This window comes from Mycoplasma sp. 613B, assembly GCF_054343485.1.
In genome coordinates this window covers 1-20,349 of record NZ_JBTGVH010000019.1, presented here as the reverse complement: position 1 = coordinate 20,349, position 20,349 = coordinate 1, and the positions used below count along the sequence as shown (strand labels likewise).

Below are 20,349 nucleotides of genomic sequence, written 5' to 3'. Positions count from 1 at the left end.
TGTCCCATACTTTAAATTTTACTTTAAAGTGGTGCACTTGATCTTACAATTAAGCCTCCAATAATTAATTATTGGAGATATTTTCTTTAGTTATAAATAAATTATAATTTAGATAAGTTTTTCATGCATTCTTGCATTCTTTTTCAGGAACCTTTTTCATTTCTTTCCATTATTTGTGGTAATTCATTAATATCTTTATTTTTTAAATTGTCTATTGCTTTTTTTATTAATGAATTTCTTTCTTCTTTACTCATTTTATCACCTAAATATTATATTATTTTATATAATTATAGCATTTTAAATTAAAATATTAGTATATAAATTATTAATACTTATTTTTACTTAAATAAAGATATAAATATTATTACTTATATATTAAACAAAATATTTAAAAACCCCTAGTATAGAAATCTATAACTCTTTAATTATTTAATATTTATTAATATATTAATAAAGAAAAACACAGATTTGCTCTGTGTTTTTGGATGTTATTTCAATTCTGTATAATTTTGTCCATCATAGAATCTAATATTTGTATTTTGTGGAAGTGAATTAGGGATAATATTGTCATAAGAATGATTTTTACTCAATCAATCTGTGAAGTCAAATAATGATGTTACTTGACTTAATTCATTGAGTGCAGTGTATTTTCTTTCTATTGTCATATTAGTAGATTGTTTAACAAGTCCTTTTGCTCATTCAATTGCAGGTTCTTGGGCTCATTTATGTCAATCTCTTAATAAATCTTTTCTAAACTCTTCACTTGATTGATTTTCTGGTTTACCTATATTATTATTTTGTCTATAGTTAACATATTTTTTACCAAGTTCATTAATAGATGGTGCTGGTAAAATATCTGTTCTTCAATAACTACGTCAATTATCAACTTGATTGCTACTTAATTTAGCATTAATATCGTTTGTAACTTTATTTTTAAGATGTGTAAGTCTTCTTGTATCAAATACTGAATTAAGTGCATATTCAAGTTCAATAGCATTAGCATCTTGAATTGTTGAAGCTTCTTTAACTCTATTAATATAAGTTTCAATTTCTTGTGGACGTAAAGCATAAGATATTACAGAAGAAGAAGAACCGCTTGGTGGAGTTATTCCTTGAGTATACATTCTGTCTATAATTGCTTGTTTTTCGTTTGTTAAAGGATCGTTTGTTGAATTATATGAATCAACCGCTTTTTCAACACTTATTATTCCTTCAATATCTGTTTTACTATTTAATTCATTATATTTAGCAGTTTTTTGATCTTGACTATAATCATTTTTATTAGTAATTTTTGCTTTAACAGCAATTAATTTATCATTAAAGATTTTTTCTGCTTCAGTTTTAATTCTTTCTATTTCACTACTATCAATTGTTGAATCTAATAGTTTTGTTAATCTATCTTTATCTGCTTCATCTCCATTAAGTTTAGCGATTGCATCTCTTGCTGGTTGTCTTAAAGCAGCATATTGGTTGTTTTCAGTTGTTACATCATTTTTTATATAATTCATTTGTTGTTTCAATTCACTAATATTATATGCATTATTAATTTGATTAATTCTTTCCTCTCTTTTAATAGAATTTTGAATATTTAAAGCTTGAGCAATTGCTTCATCTTTGATAGGATTTCATATTTTTTCTGCATCTTCTTTAATATGTTGTAATTCTTCGAGATTTTTCTCACTTTTTGCTCTTTTTAGTCTTTGCTCTAATGCAACACCTTTATTATAATATGTATAATCAAAACTTCCATCACTATTTTGAACACTCATTTTTATTTTATTAACAGAATCATTAGCAGCATCATAAGCAGTTTGTATTTTAGGTTGATCTTCTTTTTGTTTTAAAGTTTTTGCTTGAGCTAAAATTTGATTTAATCTTTCAATACTTTCTGCTGGTTGTACAGAACCATCGCTATTACGATTTACATTTTCAGTAATAGTATTTTTATTAGCATCACTTAATTTTTCAGCATATAATAATACTTCTGTTTTTTTAGCATTAAAGATTTCATCTGCTTGTGCTTTTTTAACTTCAATATCAGCTTGACTTAATACATGTCTATTAAGTTCTGTAATTAAAGTTTCTTTTGTTCCGCTAGTATCACCAGCTAATTTATTAGTTATATATGTTTGCGCTTCTCTATTTAATCTTTTTAATTCATTAGTTATTTGACCTTTAATCTCTAAGATCTTTTCCTGTTGCAGTTGAATTAGGTTTAATTGCATTATTATAGAATTGGTTGGCATTATTTTTAATAGCATTTCCATCTAGTAACATATCTATATATTCTTTAAGTGAAGGAAGTTCTCTTTCTCTATCGATTTTGTTAATTACTGCTGTTACTTCAGCATCAATTTCTTTTACCTTAGTAATTGTTTTATCATCAGCAGGTCCATTTAACATTTGTTGTCATTTTCTAACTAAATTGTTTTTGTCTTCCCCTTCTGGTAATCCGTTAATCTTACCTTTAGCAACACTTGCTACGGTGTTAAATTTATGTTCAGCTTCTTCTTTGAGACTATCTAGTTTGAGTTGATCGTTGCCTGCTTGTGTTAATTTATTATTGTAGTTTTCATAAGTTTGATCACCACCTTCATCCAATCCTCTTAGTTTAAGAACTTCAGTTTTTGCTGCTTTTCTGGAATTGTCAATTAAAGTTTGTGCATTTTGTTTTAATATATTTACTTCTGAAACTTTTGTAGTTGCTTCAATATCTTTTACAACCTGTTCTCTTGTACCACCTTCATTTTGTGGTTTTAAGTTATTAGCTACTACAAGAGCTGATGCTTTAGCACTCGCTAATTCTTCTGCTTCTCTGTTTTTAACTTCTGCATTACCAACAATTCTATTAATTGAATTAATATCTGCATTTTCAGTTGTTAAAGTTGCATCAATTTGATTTTTATATTCTGTTTTTTGTGCTTCACTTAAATGACTTAATCCATCAATAGTAGTTTTAGCTGTAGCTTGTTTTTCTTTAAATTTTTTAGTTGCTTCAGTTACTGTTGTTTCATACTGTTCTTGTGTTCTACCTGGGTCAAATTGTCCACTAAAGGTTCCTATTTTGAAAGATTTAAGAAATTATAGAAAGAGAGAAATAAAAATGAACATATGAAAATTAAACGAAGTCTTATTAGAAAGAGCAATTGGTAATTATAGACGTTTAGTAAGAGAAAATAAAGTAGTTGCAGAAGAAAATTGAGAAAAAAAAGTAAATAGTGCTTTAAATGAGGTTGACTATTTATGACCAAAAGCAGCAAACGAGAAAATGATTAAAATAATGAAAGAAATAGAAAAAATTAGTTTTTATAAATGACTTAATTGAAATCATAAACAAACAATAAAACTAATGATGCTAGGAGGACTTGGGTGCCCAAGCCTTCAACAAAAAACAATGGAATTATTACCAGCATTAATTGAAGCAGCAGGAACAAACGATATTCAACCTATTATAGAAATGTATATTTCAGTTAATTTTGGTGATTTATATATTTTATTAGAAACAGAACAAGGAGAAAAATAAAATGAATATAGACCAATTATATAGATGACTGCTAAACGAAGCAATAAAAGCTTATAAATATTATACAGATAGGGCATTCTATATGACTGCAGACGATGAAGACTGAGAAATAAAATTAATGAAACAAGGAATGGAATATTTATGACAAAAAGCAGCAAGCGAGAAAATGCTTAAAATAATGGAAGAAATAGAAAGTTCAGTTTTAAGCAATAGAAAGTTCGGTTCTGACGAAAGAAGACTAATAAAAGTAATGCTCCTAGCAGGTATGGTTGACGAAGAAAGACAAAAAACAATGGAATTATTACCTACCTTATTTAAGCAAGTAGGGTATGAAAAATTCGACTCCATTATAAGTATGTATGTTGCTGTTAATTTTAACTTAAATATTGTAATAATTAATAATTTTTTAAGAGCATAAATGACTAAACAATTAAAAGAGAAGTACATCAATGAACGGGCATATTTTGCATTTGTTTCCTTGCTTGTAATGTTTAAAAATAAATATATCAAAATCAGCAAAGATACAGAAAAAAGCATAGAGAGAAGAGCAATCAAAGAGGCAAAGCAGGAGTTAAAAGAAAATCAGCAAGAACTAGGAATGGACTTTTTACTAAATGACAAACAAAAAAAGACATTTAGAAAATGAAGCAAGAAATACCACCTTACAGAAGAACAGCAAGAGAGCGTAGCATTTGCTTTGTATTACAAAGTAGCAAAATTTAGAACAATTAAAAAGTTAATTAAAAAAGCACCTAATAAAGACATTTTAGATACTTATTTTATTGACTATTTTAAAAAAATGGAGACAAATTAACAATTACCGGAAACAAAAGAAAGAAACGGAGATAAAGTCCGGAGACAACTTAAAATATCAGAAATAAAGAGCGGAGAGAAAATGAAAAAAATACTGAAAGAAATAATGGACTTTAGACAATATTAAAATTTATTAAAAATCATTAATGACCATAGTGAATTATGAAATTGAGAGTATTCAATCAATTTCAAAAAAAATAAAAAAGATGAAAGTCCTTTCTTTTAAAATTAAAAAATTTCTCGGTGGTAACACCGAGAAAATTATTCCACTTAGTTAAAAAAAGTGGAGAGAATTTTAATTTTAATAATTATAATTCTAATATTAATTAAATTATAAAGTAATGTAATACATTTTCCACCAACCTTATATAAAAACTCCCATTACGCCAAATGGCGTTTTTTCATTAATTAAGTTAATCTTAATTAATTGGGAATCTGAAAATGTATTACACTATTATTGTAGCACTTTTTCCAAAATTTTTATAAAAAATTTGCAAATTATTAATCAAAATGCCATCGTTAGTAATATATAATAATAATTAAAATATTTTTTGTTTCTAATGCCAAAAGTAAATCAGATATTATAACTAAGTTTTAATTCTTTGATGATGAAAAAATATTCTTCTTTATTGAAAATAAAGAGATAAAAAATAATCATAATATTTATAAATTAATTTTAATTAAATGAAATAAAATTTTAGGAAAAACAAACCAAAAATCCCAATTTTTTCCGTATTTTCGTAACAAAATAAATTCTGTGGTAATATTAAAATGTGACTAATATTTTAGTCACATAAGGAGGTGAAAAATGTATTTAAAATAAAGGTTGAAAAGTGGAACGAATTTTAATCTTGTTGATTATAATTTTATTATTAATTAAATTATAGAAAAAATTAATACATTTTCCACTAACCTTATATAAAAACTCCATTACTGCAATTAATGGAGTTTTTTCATTAATTAAGTCAATCTTAATTAATTTGGATTGTGAAAATGTATTTATACTATTATTATAGCACTTTTTTGCAATGTGTTCAATTTTTTTGTAGAAAATTTTTTTAAATAAAAAACATTATCTTTGAAAACATTATTTAAATTTAAAAAAATAAACTTTATATTAACAAAAGAAGCATAACAAATTTCTTCTGTTTTAATAAAAAAAACAATAAAAATTTGATATATTTTTAATTTTTGTATAAAATTAGATTAACTAATTATTAATATTTTTATAAAAATATCTATAAAAATATATTTTTAGTATAAAATTATATATATTTAAATTTTATAAAATAAAGCAAATTAAAGGAAAATATGACAAAAAAAGAATTTATAAACGATGTAGTTGATAGATTAGATGAAAATTTAAAAGTTAGTCCAAAACAACTAGATCATATTTTAGAAACAATGTTATTTGTTTTAAAAGAACAATTATTGGCAGAAGAAAAAGTTACATTAGCTGACTTTGGAATCTTCTCAACTGTTGTTAGATCACAAAGAAAAATTGTAAATAGTTTTACAGGTGAAGAACAAGTTGTTCCACAAAAAAGAGCAATTAAATACAAACCATCAAAATATTTACGTGATTTAGTAGACTTTAAATCATAAAATATATCAATATATTTATTAAATAAGCATAAACTGTATTTATGGTTTATGTTTTTTATTTTTATCAAAAAATCAAAAACACTTATTTTGCCCATTTTTTTAAGTAATTTTCAAATAAAAAAATTATTTGTTCATTCTAAATAATATTTTTTGAACAAATAAAAGAAAAATTTGAATTTTTATCAATTTTTATATATAATATTATTACCACAAAAATTGGGAGGTGGTATTGTGAAAAACGAAAAATACGATGTAATTATTATAGGCGGGGGAATCATAGGTGCTTCGATTGCTTATGAGTTGTCTCAATATAATATGAAAAATCTATTATTAGAAAAAAATCCAGTATTTGCAGATGAAACTTCCAGAGGAAATTCAGGTGCAATACATGGTGGTTTTGATCCTGAACCAGGAAAAATCGAAGCTAAACTAAATGTTCTTGGAAATCAGTTATGAAGAGAGAAAATTTTTAAAGATTTAGATTTTCCAAGAGCACAAGTTGATTCATTAATTTTAGCTTTTAATGAAGAAGAAATGAAGCATGTACATATGTTATATGATAGAGGTTTAACAAATAAAGTTCCAAAAGAATTTTTAAAAGTGCTTTCTAAAGAAGAAGTACTAAAAAAAGAACCAAATGTTAATCCAAAAGTTCATGGAGCACTTTTATGCACAAGTTCATGAGCAATTGATCCAGTAAGAGCGACATATGCTTTTCTTGGAGCAAGTGAACAAAATGGTACAACATTAAAAAACAATTCTGAAGTTACAGATATTAAATATGTAAATGATGAATTTGAAATCACTTTAAAAAGTGGCGAAAAATTACATTCAAAAGTTGTAATTAATGCTGCTGGTCACTATGCAGATGTCCTTGCACAAAAAGCAGGATATGGCGACTTTAAACAAACAACAAGACGTGGAGAATACAGAATTTTAGCACGTAGTGAAGGTGGAATAGTAAACTCAATTTGTTTTAAAGTTCCTACAATTCACGGAAAAGGTGTTATTGTTGCACCAATGCTTGATGGACATGTTTTAGTGGGACCTACTGCTGAAGAAGGTGTACCAAAAGAAGAAACAAGACTTGTTACAAAAGCAAAATTTGACTATATTGGAGAAATTGGAAAAGAAATTATTCCTTCAATTAGACTTGAAAAAACAATTATGACTTTAGCAGGTTCAAGACCTATTGATGTAGAAACAAACGATTTTGTTATTAGATCTGCTAAAGATAACAAAAAATTTATTAACGCAGCTGGAATGCAATCACCAGCTATTGCCTCAGCACCTGCAATTGCTATTGAAATTGCAAAATTAGTTGAAGAATCAGGACTAAAATTAACTAAAAAAGAAAACTTTAATCCTAAATATACAGTTAGATTTTAAATTTTAGGAGGGCAAAATGTTAGCTAAATTAAAAGGTTTAACCTGAAGACAAATTATTGCCTTAATAATTTTAGCAGCTTCTGATGTTTTTGTAATAGCAGCACCATACTATATTAAAAACATCATTCCAAACTTACACGAATACTTAAACATTAAAGAAGATCAAGTTGCTACTTTAACATCAATTATTGGTTATGTAACACTAATTACTCAACTTCCTGGCGGTTTTTTAGCCAATAAGTTCAGTTCAAGATGGTTGTTGTCTATCGCTGTCTTTTCAACAGGAGCAATAACTTTATGATTTGGAGCTACAATTTGAAATTCAAAAAGTTTAAATCCAAATTCATTATTTATTCAATATTCAATAATTTGAGCGTTATGAGGTGTTAGTTCTACTCTTGTATTCTGAACACCTTTATGAAAACTTGTTTCACAACAAACAACAAAAGAAAATCAAGGCTTAGCATATGGAATTCAAGGAACAGCAAACGGAATTATCGGTTTATTCTTTGTATTTCTATTAGGACTATTAGTTACTAATGTATGAGTTCCAAGAGCAAATGGAAGTGCAATACCTTTTGCTGTTTATGCTTTCTTAATTGCAACCTTTTTAGTTGCTACATCAATCTTTGTACTAATTCTTGTTCCAGAGAAAAAACAAGATAAAGATACAGAAAAAGCTTCATGAGCTAGATTGAAAAAAAGTATAATTTCTGTTTTTAAAGCATTAAAAAATTGAAAATTATGAGCATTATCAATTTTTGTAATGGGTATGTATACATTTCAAAGTGTTTTTGCTTACTATTTAATTCAATTAATGCAAAATGGATACTTAGCACCAGCGATTCTTGTGACTATTTTAGGAGGAATTAGAACTTATGGATTAAGAACATTAGTTTCCACCTTTATAGGAAGATGAGCTGATAAATTTAGATCATATGTTCTTTTCTTAATTATTGTTACAGGAATTGGAATTATTCTACTTGGAGCAATAATCTTACTTGGTTTTGTTCCAAAATCAGCAAATGTTTGAGTAATTGTTTTCAGTTCAATTCTCTATCTATTAGCAGGAATTCTTTCATGAGCAATGGTTACTTTAAGATATGCTCAAATTGGTGAAATTCACTTAGAAAAAAATTCTTATGCTTCAAGTGTTGCTGTTCTTTCTTTTATTGGTTTTTCAACAGATGCTTGACTATACCAAATTACAGGAGCAGTTGGTAAATATTACACACCAACAGGAGCAGATAATACTTCAATACAAGGCTACCAAATTATTTTAGTTATTACATTGGCAATCGCACTTCTTGGACTACTTGCAGGACTTGCTGTGCATATTGCTAACACAATTGAACTTAAAAAATTAGGTAAAACAAACTACAGATGGAGAACATTAGAAAATGCATAACAAACAATTAATTTTAGGACACAGAGGATACTCTGCAATTGCCCCAGAAAATACCGAATTAGCCTTTGAAATGGCTTATCAATTCAATTTTGATGGTGTTGAACTTGATGTTCATTTAACTAAAGATAAAAAATTAGTTATTATCCATGATGAAACGACAAACAGAACAGCATTAACTAAAAAAGAAATTGAATTTTGTACTTTGGAAGAACTTAAAAAAGATGATCACAGCCTCTTTTTTAAAAAAAGTACAAGAAAACAAACAATACTCACATTAGAAGAATTTTTAGATAAATACTTAAATTTATTTAAAATTATTAATGTTGAAATTAAAACTGATCAAAAAGAATATAAAGGAATAGAAGAAGAATTACACAAACTTGCAAACAAATATGGACAAGCATATTTTCAAAAAATAGTTTTTTCATCTTTTAACTTTCAAACGCTTAGAAATATGCACAAGTTAAGTTCAAAATATCAACTTGGATTTCTATTTTGAACAGAAACTCAATTCCAATCAGTTTCTATAGATGAAATGAAACAAGTGTGTCAATTCTTAAATCCTTGAACGGTTTTATATGATAAAGATAAAAAACGTTATCAAAAAATTAACATGCCTTTAATGTTATGAACTCTTAAAGATCAAAAAAAATACAACGAATATTTAAACGATAAAATTGTTTATGCTCAAATTAGTAATTATAAATTTGAAAAAAACAAATAAGGAGAAAAATGAAAGATAAATTTATTATCACATTAGATTCAGGTACCACTTCCTGTAGAACACTAGTGGTAGACCATAATGGAAATATTAAAGCAAGTAGTCAAAGTGAATTTACACAATACTTCCCAAAATCTGGTTGAGTGGAACATGATCCATTAGAAATTTGAAATACACAACTTTCAACAATGCAAAGTGCAAAACACAAAGCAAAAATTAAATCCCACGATATTGTCGCTTTAGGGATTACAAACCAAAGGGAAACAGTTGTTTTATGAGATAAAGAAACAGGTTTACCTGTATATAACGCGATTGTGTGACAAGATAGAAGAACAACAGATTATTGTGAAACATTAATTGAAAAAGGATTATCAGACTTCTTTAGTGATAAAACTGGATTAATTATTAACCCATATTTTAGTGGAACAAAAATTCGTTGAATTCTTAAAAATGTAGAAGAAGCAAAAACAAAATTAAAAGAAGGAAAATTACTTGCAGGAACAATTGACACTTGATTAATGTGAAAATTAACCGATGGTAAAGTTCATGCAACTGACGTTTCTAACGCTTCAAGAACTATGTTATTTAACATTCATACTTTAGACTGAGATCAAGAAATTTTAGATTTACTTGAAATTCCAAAAGAAATTTTACCAGAAGTAAAATCTTCATCCGGACACTATGGAGTTGTAAGTCCTCATCATTGATCTAACAAAGCTAAAGGACAAGTTCCAATCACTGGAGTTGCAGGAGATCAACAGTCAGCTCTCTTTGGACAATTATGTACAGAAGTAGGAATGGTTAAAAATACTTACGGAACAGGATGTTTTACACTTGTAAATACAGGGCACACTCCAGTTAAAAGTAAAAATAAATTACTAACCACAATTGCTTGAAAACTAGGAGACAACAAAACAGTCTATGCTCTTGAAGGTTCAGTGTTTATCGCTGGAGCAGCAATTCAATGACTAAGAGATTCACTAAGAATTTTATATAACTCAGCAGAATCAGACTTCTTTGCTTCACTTGTAAATGATGATCAAAGAGTATATATGGTTCCATCATTTACAGGACTTGGAGCTCCTTATTGAGATTCATATTCAAGAGGTGCTATTTTTGGTTTAGAAAGAGGAACCAAAAGAGAACACTTAATTAAAGCAACTCTTGATGCGATTGCTTACCAATCAAACGATTTAATTAAAGCAATGGAAAAAGATTTAGAAAAACCAATTATTTTATTAAAAGTAGATGGAGGAGCATCAAATTCAAATTACTTAATGCAATTCCAATCTTCAATTTCTAATTTAAAAGTAGAAAGACCTTCAAATATCGAAACAACAGCTTTAGGTGCTTCATATCTAGCTGGATTAGCTGTTGGTTACTGAAAAGATCTAGAAGAAATCAAAAAAATAAACAAAATTGACAAAGTATTTAAACCACAATTAGCACAAAATGAAATTGATGCTTTAATCAAAGGTTGAGATACAGCTGTTAAAAAAACTTTAAACTGAACAAAAGATATAGAATAGGAGAAAAACAATGAGATTAGATATTTTATCAGAATTTTTAGGAACTTTAGTTCTAATTCTTCTTGGTAACGGTGTTGGATACAGCGTTTCCATGAAGAGAATGTTTGCGAACCAATCTGGAAAATGGATCGTTATCATTTTAGGATGAGGTTTAGCTGTATTTGCAGGGGTAATAGTTTCATTATCTCTTGGTGGATCAGCTCATTTAAATCCAGCAGTCACATTTTTTGTTGCTGTAAGTAGCAAGTTAAGTGATCCATTAATTTTAACATATATTCCTGTGCAAATTTTAGGTGCAATGACAGGACAAATGCTTTTAAACTTCATTAATTGAAAACACATTCAAGAAACAGATTTAGCTACATTAAGAGGAGTACACTGTACAGGACCTGCTTTTGCAAATAAAGAAAAAGCAACTATTTTTAACTTCTCTTATGAATTAGTAGGAACATTATTACTTGTTGGATTAGTATTAGCATTTGGTAAAGGTGGAAATAAAATAGGATTAGCATCACTTGGTCCAGTTCCAGTAACATTAATTGTTGTAGCAATTGGTGCTTCACTTGGTTCATCAACAGGTTATGCAATTAACCCAGCAAGGGATTTAGGTCCAAGAATGGTTTATGCTTTAATGGAAAAAACATTATTAGCAAATAGAAAAAGCGAACATGTTGGAGGAAACTGATCATACTCATGAATTCCAGTTGTTGCTCCTTCATTAGCTGGTGCAATTATTGGTGCTTTAGCTTTAATTCCAGTTGCAGCTTAATTACCAACTTATAAAAAATAAAATAATTAATCAATAAAGGAATTTATTATATGAAAAAAATATTAAATAAAAAAGAAGATATAGTTTTAGAAATGATTAATGGGATTGTAAAAACTAACAAAAAAGTTAAAAAGGTTGAAAACTTTAATGTTATTTACAATACTGAATTTAATAAAAATAATGTTGCTTTAATTTCAGGTGGTGGTTCAGGACATGAACCAGCACATATGGGATTTGTAGGTAATGGTATGCTTAGTGCTGCTGTTGCAGGAGAAGTATTTACCTCTCCTACACCAGATCAAGTTGAAGCAGCAATAAATGCTTTAGATTCAAAAAATGGTACTTTATTAATTATTAAAAATTACACAGGAGACAAACTAAACTTTGAAATAGCACAACAACTAGCTCAAGCAAATGGTAAAAATGTAGAAACTGTATTAGTTGATGATGATGTTGCAGTAGAAAATTCCACTTGAACTATTGGAAGAAGAGGGATCGCTGGAACAGTATTTGTACACAAAATTGCAGGAGCATTAGCTCAAAAAGGAGCTTCATTACAAGAAGTAAAAAGAGTAGCACAAAAAGTAATTCAAAATGTTAGATCATTTGGAATTTCTTTAAACTCTATTTATATTCCAACAACAGGAAAAGAATCATTTTCATTAGCAGCAGATGAAATTGAATTTGGTCTTGGAATTCATGGTGAACCAGGAATTAAAAGAGAAAAAATTAAATCATCAAAAGAAATTGTTAAAGAAATGTTAGATTTAATTTTAAAAGATTATGATTATAAAAACTCAGAAGTTGCTTTAATGGTGAACGGTTTAGGTGGAACACCTGAAATGGAATTATTTATAGCAACTAACGATATTCATGATTATTTAGCAACTAAAAATGTTTCTATTTATAGTTCTCATGTTGGAAATTTTATGACTTCACTTGAAATGCAAGGATTTTCAATTTCTTTACTAAAACTAGATGATGAGCTTAAATCATTATTAGATGAACCAACAGAGGTGAAAAGTTGAAAATAAGTTATTCTAATTTAACTGATGCAATGAAAAACATTGCCAAAGAGTTAAAAGAAAATGAAGATTATATTTCTACTTTAGATCAAACTATTGGTGATGGTGATCATGGATTTAATATGGTTAGAGGTTTTACTGAAGTTTCTAACATTCATTTTGAACAAGTAGATTTACCTACATATTTAACTTTAGTTGGAAGATCACTAATGTCAAAAGTAGGAGGTGCTTCTGGTCCTTTATATGGAATGGCATTTATGAATTCTGCTAATGCATTAAAAGGACATGAAACTTTTACATTTAGCGAATTTAAAATTTTAGTTTCCAGTTTTACAAAATCACTTGAAATGCTTGGAAAAGTAACTTTAAATGAAAAAACAATGTATGATGTTTGAAAACCACTTGAAACTTATTTAGCTTCAAAAGAAACATTAGATGCAAATGAATTTGATTCAACAATTGATTATGTTTATTCTTTAGTGCAAAATACTAAAGATTTAGTTGCAACCAAAGGAAGAGCATCATACTTAAAAGAAAGATCATCTGGCACAATTGATCCAGGTTCTTATTCAAGTTATATTATTATTAAAAACTTAATTAAAGGATTATAATGAAGAAATTATTTATTATTATTTCTCATTACAATAAATTAGCACAAACAATTAAAGAATACTTAACTAAAATGCTTCCTATTGATGAAAATAATATTAAAATAGAAGCATTAGGTGGAATTAATGATGGAAAAGATTTAGGAACTGAACCTTTAAAACTACTTGAAATCATCGAAGCAAACAACGATATCAAAGAAGTAGTAATATTTTCTGATTTAGGTTCAGCTACTTTAAGTGCACAAGCAATTATCAGTATGGTAAGTGACAAACAAATTCACGTTTCTCACGGTTCTATTGTTGAAAATTGTTTCTCTGCTTATGTGCTTGCAAACTCTGGAGCGAATTTTGACTCCGTAGTATCAGCAAGTGAAGAACAAATTGTAAAATAATCTTACTTTTAAGCCCACTTTATAGTGGGTTTTTCTATTTTTAGAACCAAAAAATGATATAATTAAAAAGTATTAAGGAGAAAAATGAAAAATGAAAAAGGACTATCTCTTAAAATAACTCATATATATATATATATATATATCTTAGCAAATTAAAATTTGCTAATTTTTCATTCAAATTTTATAATACAACCAAATTAAATTATATAAAAACCTTATTAAACAAATTAATAGGGTTTTTTACTATTATTAAAGGAGAATAATATGGAAAATATAGATTTTAAAAAAGAAAAAGAAAGATTAAAAGAGTTAGGTATAAAATTAGAAAATGAACAAACTTTAACTGATGAAGAATTCGTTTTTAATGTATTAACTAATAAAAAAATTGGATATAGTGAAAAAGGATTATATTTTTCATTTTTATCAGACCAAGCAAAAGAAAATAAAAATTTCATAAATAATTTATTTCAGATAACTAAAAATAACTTATTTATATTTTATGCTTCAAATAAACTAAAAAATGATAAAAACTTTATGTTGAAAGTTATAAAAAAAGATAGATGAATTTTTGATTATTGTTCAGATGAACTAAAAAACAATAAAGAATTCGTTTTAAAAATTGTTCAACAAAATGGTTTAAATCTTAAATATGTTGCTGATGATCTGAAAAATGATAAAGAAGTAGTTTGAGAAGCTGTTAAACAAATAGATTATGCATTAAATTATGCTTCAGATGAAATAAAAAATGATAAAAAATTTGTTGTAAAAGCACTTAAGCAAAATATAAGAGTTGCTAAATATATTTCCACTAGTTTAAAAAACGACAAAGAATTTGTTTTAGAAGGAATGAAAAAACTTTATTTTATGTTTGAATATGCTTCAGAAAAACTGAGAAATGACGAAGAAGTTGCTTTAGAAGGATTCAGACAAAATGGTTTTGCTTATAGATATATTTCTGATAAGTTAAAAAACGACAAAGAATTTGTTTTAAAAGTAGTTAATGTTGCTAATTTTTATGACTTTCCTGATAACTTAAAAGATAATAAAGAATTTATTTTAGAACTTGTAAAGAAAAAAGGTGAATATTTTGAACATGCTTCTGATAAGTTAAAAAACAATAAAGAATTTGTTGTTGAAGTTATTAAACATAGTTGAGAAGCTTTGGAATATGCATCAAATAAAATTAAAAAAGAATTAAAAAATAATAAAGACTTAGTGATTTTACCATCTATTAAAGATGATGCAAGAAATTTTGAACTAATTGCAAGTGAATTAAAAAACGATAAAGAATTTGTTTTACAAGCATTAGAAGTAAATCCTTATATTTTTGCTTCTATACCAGCAGAATTAAAAAATGATTTAGAAATTAAAGAACTATTTAAACAAAAAATGAAAAATATTGTATTAAATGCTTGAGAAAAATAATAAAAATATGGATAATATAGATTTTACACAAGAAAAACAAAGATTAAAAGAATTCGGTTTAAAATTAGAAAACGAAGGTGCTTTAACTGATGAAGAATTTGTTTTTAATGTCTTAACTAATGAAAAAATAGGATACAGTGAAAAAGGGTTATATTTTTCGTTTTTATCAGACAAAGCAAAAGAAAATAAAAATTTCATAAATAAATTAATTAAGAAAACAAAAAATTTTTGATTTTTATTTTATGCTTCAAATAAACTAAAAAATGATGAAGAATTTGTTTTAGATTTAGTTAAATCAAGTTATGAATACAATTCTAATTACTTTAAAAACCAGAAAGAAGTTATTTTAAAAGCAGTTAAAGAAAAAAGTGGTTATTTATTACAATTTATTTTAGGTGATTTAAAAAATAACAAAGAAGTTAGTAGGAATTTAAAATACGCTTCTTATAACTTAAAAAACGACAAAAAATTTGTTTTAGAGGTTGTTAAACAAATTGGTTATGCATTAAAATATGCTTCAGAAGAATTAAAAAATGATAAAGAAGTTGTCTTAGAAGCAGTTAAACAAATTGGTTATGCATTAAAATATGCTTCAGATAATTTAAAAAACGATAAAGAATTTGTTTTAGAAGCGGTTAAAGAATCTGGTATTTCATTAGAATTTGCTTCAGATAGCTTCAAAAATGACAAAGAAATAGTTTTAGAAGCAATTAAAGAATCTGCTTGAGCATTACAATATGTTTCAGGTGAACTAAAAAATGATAGAGAAATAGTTTTAGAAGCAGTTAAAAACGTTGGTAAAAGTTTTCAATATGCCTCACATAATTTAAAGAATAATAGAGAATTTATTTTAAAAATAGTTAAAACATCAGGTCTTGCATTAAAATTTGCTAATAATTTTAATAATGATAAAGAAGTAGTGCTAGAAGCAATTAAACAAGATGCTCACGCATTAAAATATGCTTGTGATAACTTCAAAAACGATAAAGAAGTAGTACTAGAAGCAATTAAACAAGATGCTCACGCATTAAAATATGCTTGTGATAACTTTAAAAACGATAGAGAAGTTGTTTTAGAAGCTGTTAAAAAAGATGGTCTTGCGTTAAAATATGCTTCTAAAGAATTGAAAGATAATAAAGAAGTTGTTTTAGAAGCTACTAAAGACTATTGAAAAGCTTTTGAATATGCTTCAGAAGAATTGAAAAAAGAATTAAAAAATAATAAAGAATTAGTTATTTTACCTTCTATTAAAGATAATGCAACAAATTTTGAAACAATTCCAAATGAATTAAAAACCAACAAAGAATTTGTTTTACAAGCATTAGAATTAAATCCTTATATTTTCCCTTCTATACCTGTAGAGTTAAAAAACGATCTAGAAATTAAAAAATTAATTAAACAAAAATTACAAAGTATTTCACTAAATACTTATAAAAAAGAGGACTAATATGAATACTATAGATTTTAAAAAAGAAAAAGAAAGATTAAAAGAATTAGGTATACAATTAAAAAATGAAAATGCTTTAACTGATAAAGAATTTGTTTTAGAAGCAATTAAAACTAATTCCTTTTATTTTTCTTTATTATCTTCTGATATAAAAGACAATGAAGAATTCATTTTATCATCACTAGATGAATATATGGAAGCAATCTTCCTTTTTATTTCAGATAGATTAAAAAATAATAAAGAGTTTATTTTGAATTTATTAAAAAAAGATGCTTTATCTATAGAAGTAATTCCAAATCATTTTAAAAACAATAAAGAAGTAATGCTGCAAGCAGTAAAACTAAATGGAATTAATTTATATGCTGCTTCACAAGAAATTAAGCATGATAAAGACATAATTTTAGAAGCTATTAAAAATAACGAACAAGCATTTAAATATATACCTTATTGTTTGAGAAACAATAAAGAATTTATGCTTGAATTAGCTTCAAAATATGGTTCTCATGCCTTGCAATATGTTTCAGATAACTTAAAAAATAATAAAGCATTTATTTTAGAAGAAGTAAAAAAACATTGATTAAATATTAAATATGCTTCAGATAAACTCAAAAATGATAAAGAAGTAATACTAGAAGCTATTAATAATAATTGATTTGCTCTTGAATATGCTTCAGATGAGTTAAAAAATGATGAAGATATTATCAATGCAGCTATTGATAATGGAATGAAATATTTAAATCTTGCTTCAAAAAGAATAAGAAATAATAAACAAATAGTTAAAAAAGCAATTACAAACAAATTCTGAATTGCGCTTGAAAATAAAAACACAATTGAAGTATTATCTAAATTTTATGAATATGCAACCATTATTTATTTTCTAGATTCAGAATTAATACATAATAAAGATTTTATGTTAGAACTAATTGCATTAAATCCATTAATTTTTAACTTTGTTCTGCCTCAATTTAAAAATGATGAACATTTTATAAAAGAAGTAAAAAAGATTTGCTCAAAAAGAAAAGATTTATTAACGATTCTATTTGGAGATAATTAAAATATGGAAGACAATAAAATTAAATTATTAGCAAAAACATCTCTTAGTGGTGGAACAAAAACTTTACTAGAAGATCTTTATTTATTTTTTAAAAGACTATGAGAATTACAAGTTACAGAAGAAGATATTTTAGTTACTGAAAAAATAAAAATAGATAAAGCAAACTCAAAAATAAAATTTTATATTGAAAGAATTCCAAATAAACAACTTAAAATAAAAAACAAAAACTTTAATAATAAAAATATTTATTGAGATAATACTTTTCAAAGATATAAAATTCCATTAATTGCTTTAAAAATGATTATTGAATTAGAACAACAAGAAAAAAATGTTTCAAAATATAAAATTAATCCTGAATTATTAAAATCAATTGAAGAAAAAGAATTTAAAAATTATATAAATGATTTAATTGCTCAAAATAATGAACCAAGAGATAAGTATGATTTTTCTTTAAGATTTTGAAATACCATTATTAAAGAGCAAAATGATAAAGGATCAACAATTTTAAAAGACTTTTTAGAACAATTAAAATCCGATGATTCCATAATCAAATCAAATACAAATGAAAAAACCGAAAAGACAGTTCAAGAAATTGATTGAATAAAAATTAATCCATTAGATGAAAAATATTGAATTTTTTTAAATTCTAAAGAGAATAAACCTAAAGATATAGAATTTAAAGAAATAAATAAAAAAGGAATCATTTCGAATTTTATTAATATAAAAGAATATTTATCATATTATTCAAAACGAAAAATAAGAATACCTATTTTTCAAAGGGATTATTCTTGAGATAAAGACAATATAATAGCACTATTAGAAATGATTTATAAGAGTAATAATTCAGATAATACAGATAAACCAGAGTTCATCAAAATCTTCTTAAATAATATAATATTAACTAGAGATGATGATGATTGTTTGAATATAATTGATGGTCAGCAAAGAAGTATAACTTTTTTCTTAATTTTAATTGCTTTTGCTAAGTTATATTCATATAAAGCAGCTAAATTAGAAAACTCAGATGATGCTAATAAAATAAATCTTTCTTTTTTAAATTTTTCAGATGAAAGTGAAGAAAATCAAAACAATTCACTTTCTGTTTTAGCAAAAATATTAGTAAAATGAACAAAAGATGAAAATAATCATATAAAAAATGCCTTTAGTTGAATTTGTGAATGAATTGAAGATAAATATAAAAATAAAGAAATAAAAGAAATTAAAAAAGTAATTGATTTTTTCCTAACTAAAATAGCATTAAATTTAACACAAATAAAACTTTCAGATTTTTTTGAAACAAGCAATATATTTAAAAATATCAATTTATACACAAAACCTTTAGAGATTTTAGATATTTTCAAAAATGATTTATATTTAAAGTTAGAACCAAAAGAAAAAGAAGAAGATAAATTTGTTGAAGATAGTATAAAAATATATGAAAATACTTGAAATTTATATTTTAGATATGAAAATAAAAAAGAAAATAAAACTATAAAAGAATTATTAGAAAAATTTCTATATTCTTTAAAAGTGTTTTATAAAATAAAATATAAACAAGAAAAAAATTCAAATAGTTTAGTTTATCAAGAAAAAATCTTTTCTGACATTTTAGATAAAATTTTAGAAAATAAAAAAAGTAATGAAAATTATTCTGAACTATTGTTGGAAATTTTATTAAAAGACTTTATCATATTTGAATTTATTATAAATAAAAAATTAGATATAGATATAAAAAAAACAGAAAATAAAAAAATATATATAGATACAATAAAAACAAACTTGCAAAATAACTCTGTTTCAAATGATAATATAAGATATACTAATTTTTTAGATCAATTAAAAGATAGTTTAAAAAATTTAAATTTTATTAGAGAACAAATAAGACATATAACAAGAAAATCAACTAAAGATATTTTTGTTTATCCTATATTCGTTATAATTAAATCTCTAAAAATATTCGATGGTAATACAGAGAATTTAAAATTAGTTAGTCAATTATTATATGAACTTGAAAAGTTATCATTAAATTGAACTTGATTCCATTTTGATAAACATTGAGGTAGAAAATATTTAATAGAATTTGCAGAGAAAATTTTGGAAATATTAGAAAATCAAGATACATCAAAAGAAGATAAAATAGAAAAATTTAAAAACGTTTTAAAAGAATTAAATCAACAGTTGCAATTTTCAGATTTCTCTTCTAAATGAACAAGTATTGTAAAAGACAATCAAATGGAAAATGAATTCAAAAATAGAGGATGAACTGAAAATAACACTGAAAAATTTATAATTTTAAGAAGAATAATGGCACATTTTTCTAATGGATTAAAAAACACTTACAATAGTGATGCTAACGAAAATAATTTTATTAATTATGATGATGATTATTCTTATGAACACGCAATACCTCAATCTCTTTTAAAAGATAACGAAAATAATAATGATATAAATAAAAATATACAACAGCTTGGTAATGGAATTTTACTAACAAAAGTGGATAACTCTTCTTTACAAGATAATTTACAAGAAAAAGAAGAAATAGCAATTAATGACTTTAGAATAAGTGATTCAAATTATAGTTTTAAAGGTTATTCAATCACCGATAAAAATAATAAAGAAAAAACAACACTACTAAGACAAG

At 25.4% G+C, this 20,349-nt stretch carries 18 protein-coding genes; 15 read left to right on the top strand and 3 right to left on the bottom strand.

Annotated elements, in window-relative coordinates:
- Positions 1-101: 101 nt before the first annotated feature.
- The 3 genes from ACXX87_RS03235 to ACXX87_RS03225 all read right to left on the bottom strand — a co-directional run bounded on the left by ACXX87_RS03235 (position 102) and on the right by ACXX87_RS03225 (position 2,601).
- Entirely contained in the window at positions 102-254 is a 153-nt protein-coding gene (locus ACXX87_RS03235) for a hypothetical protein (RefSeq protein ID WP_436358351.1), read from the bottom strand.
- A 234-nt stretch (positions 255-488) separates the two neighbouring features.
- Positions 489-2,225, bottom strand: coding sequence for a hypothetical protein (locus ACXX87_RS03230; protein WP_458573274.1), 1,737 nt, complete (start codon positions 2,223-2,225; stop codon positions 489-491).
- Positions 2,176-2,601, bottom strand: a complete 426-nt coding sequence (locus tag ACXX87_RS03225; RefSeq protein ID WP_458573273.1) for a hypothetical protein — start codon at positions 2,599-2,601, stop codon at positions 2,176-2,178. The genes ACXX87_RS03230 and ACXX87_RS03225 overlap by 50 nt, the downstream gene beginning before the upstream one ends.
- A 923-nt stretch (positions 2,602-3,524) precedes the next feature.
- Here ACXX87_RS03225 and ACXX87_RS03220 point away from each other — a divergent pair.
- From ACXX87_RS03220 to ACXX87_RS03150, 15 genes are all read left to right on the top strand, one after another.
- Positions 3,525-3,941, top strand: a complete 417-nt coding sequence (locus tag ACXX87_RS03220) for a hypothetical protein (protein ID WP_458559656.1) — start codon at positions 3,525-3,527, stop codon at positions 3,939-3,941.
- Complete coding sequence (locus tag ACXX87_RS03215) at positions 3,942-4,337, top strand: hypothetical protein (RefSeq protein ID WP_458560433.1); 396 nt, start codon at positions 3,942-3,944, stop codon at positions 4,335-4,337.
- A 1,310-nt stretch (positions 4,338-5,647) separates the two neighbouring features.
- Entirely contained in the window at positions 5,648-5,941 is a 294-nt protein-coding gene (locus tag ACXX87_RS03210; protein ID WP_436358342.1) for an HU family DNA-binding protein, read from the top strand.
- Positions 5,942-6,172: 231 nt separating this feature from the next.
- Positions 6,173-7,330 carry a type 2 glycerol-3-phosphate oxidase gene (gene glpO / locus ACXX87_RS03205; protein ID WP_458559572.1) on the top strand — a complete coding sequence of 386 codons (1,158 nt, stop codon included), beginning with the start codon at positions 6,173-6,175 and terminating at the stop codon, positions 7,328-7,330.
- Between the two features lie 16 nt (positions 7,331-7,346).
- A complete protein-coding gene (locus ACXX87_RS03200; RefSeq protein WP_458561169.1) occupies positions 7,347-8,738 on the top strand; it encodes an MFS transporter in 1,392 nt (463 codons plus the stop codon).
- Positions 8,731-9,462: a glycerophosphodiester phosphodiesterase family protein gene (locus ACXX87_RS03195; RefSeq protein ID WP_458561170.1), complete on the top strand. Its 732-nt coding sequence runs from the start codon at positions 8,731-8,733 to the stop codon at positions 9,460-9,462. The genes ACXX87_RS03200 and ACXX87_RS03195 overlap by 8 nt, the downstream gene beginning before the upstream one ends.
- An 8-nt stretch (positions 9,463-9,470) precedes the next feature.
- The gene (glpK, locus tag ACXX87_RS03190; RefSeq protein ID WP_458561171.1) at positions 9,471-10,988 is read left to right on the top strand and encodes a glycerol kinase GlpK; all 1,518 of its coding nucleotides are present in this window, start codon (positions 9,471-9,473) and stop codon (positions 10,986-10,988) included.
- A 10-nt stretch (positions 10,989-10,998) separates the two neighbouring features.
- The gene (locus ACXX87_RS03185) at positions 10,999-11,757 is read left to right on the top strand and encodes an MIP/aquaporin family protein (protein ID WP_458560428.1); all 759 of its coding nucleotides are present in this window, start codon (positions 10,999-11,001) and stop codon (positions 11,755-11,757) included.
- Between the two features lie 50 nt (positions 11,758-11,807).
- Positions 11,808-12,791: a dihydroxyacetone kinase subunit DhaK gene (dhaK, locus tag ACXX87_RS03180; protein ID WP_436359203.1), complete on the top strand. Its 984-nt coding sequence runs from the start codon at positions 11,808-11,810 to the stop codon at positions 12,789-12,791.
- Positions 12,782-13,393 carry a dihydroxyacetone kinase subunit DhaL gene (gene dhaL / locus ACXX87_RS03175; protein WP_458560427.1) on the top strand — a complete coding sequence of 204 codons (612 nt, stop codon included), beginning with the start codon at positions 12,782-12,784 and terminating at the stop codon, positions 13,391-13,393. The genes dhaK and dhaL overlap by 10 nt, the downstream gene beginning before the upstream one ends.
- The gene (locus ACXX87_RS03170) at positions 13,393-13,782 is read left to right on the top strand and encodes a PTS-dependent dihydroxyacetone kinase phosphotransferase subunit DhaM (protein WP_436359200.1); all 390 of its coding nucleotides are present in this window, start codon (positions 13,393-13,395) and stop codon (positions 13,780-13,782) included. Before dhaL ends, ACXX87_RS03170 begins: the two co-directional genes overlap by 1 nt.
- A 264-nt stretch (positions 13,783-14,046) precedes the next feature.
- On the top strand, positions 14,047-15,207 hold the full coding sequence (locus ACXX87_RS03165) for a DUF4116 domain-containing protein (RefSeq protein WP_436359199.1): 1,161 nt from the start codon (positions 14,047-14,049) through the stop codon (positions 15,205-15,207).
- A 7-nt stretch (positions 15,208-15,214) separates the two neighbouring features.
- Positions 15,215-16,654 (top strand): DUF4116 domain-containing protein, encoded by a 1,440-nt coding sequence (locus tag ACXX87_RS03160; RefSeq protein ID WP_458573272.1) that lies wholly within the window; start codon positions 15,215-15,217, stop codon positions 16,652-16,654.
- A gap of 1 nt (position 16,655) precedes the next feature.
- Positions 16,656-17,708, top strand: coding sequence for a DUF4116 domain-containing protein (locus tag ACXX87_RS03155; protein ID WP_458573271.1), 1,053 nt, complete (start codon positions 16,656-16,658; stop codon positions 17,706-17,708).
- 3 nt (positions 17,709-17,711) lie between these two features.
- The coding region (locus ACXX87_RS03150) for a DUF262 domain-containing protein (RefSeq protein WP_458573270.1) at positions 17,712-20,349 on the top strand (2,638 nt) is incomplete at its 3' end.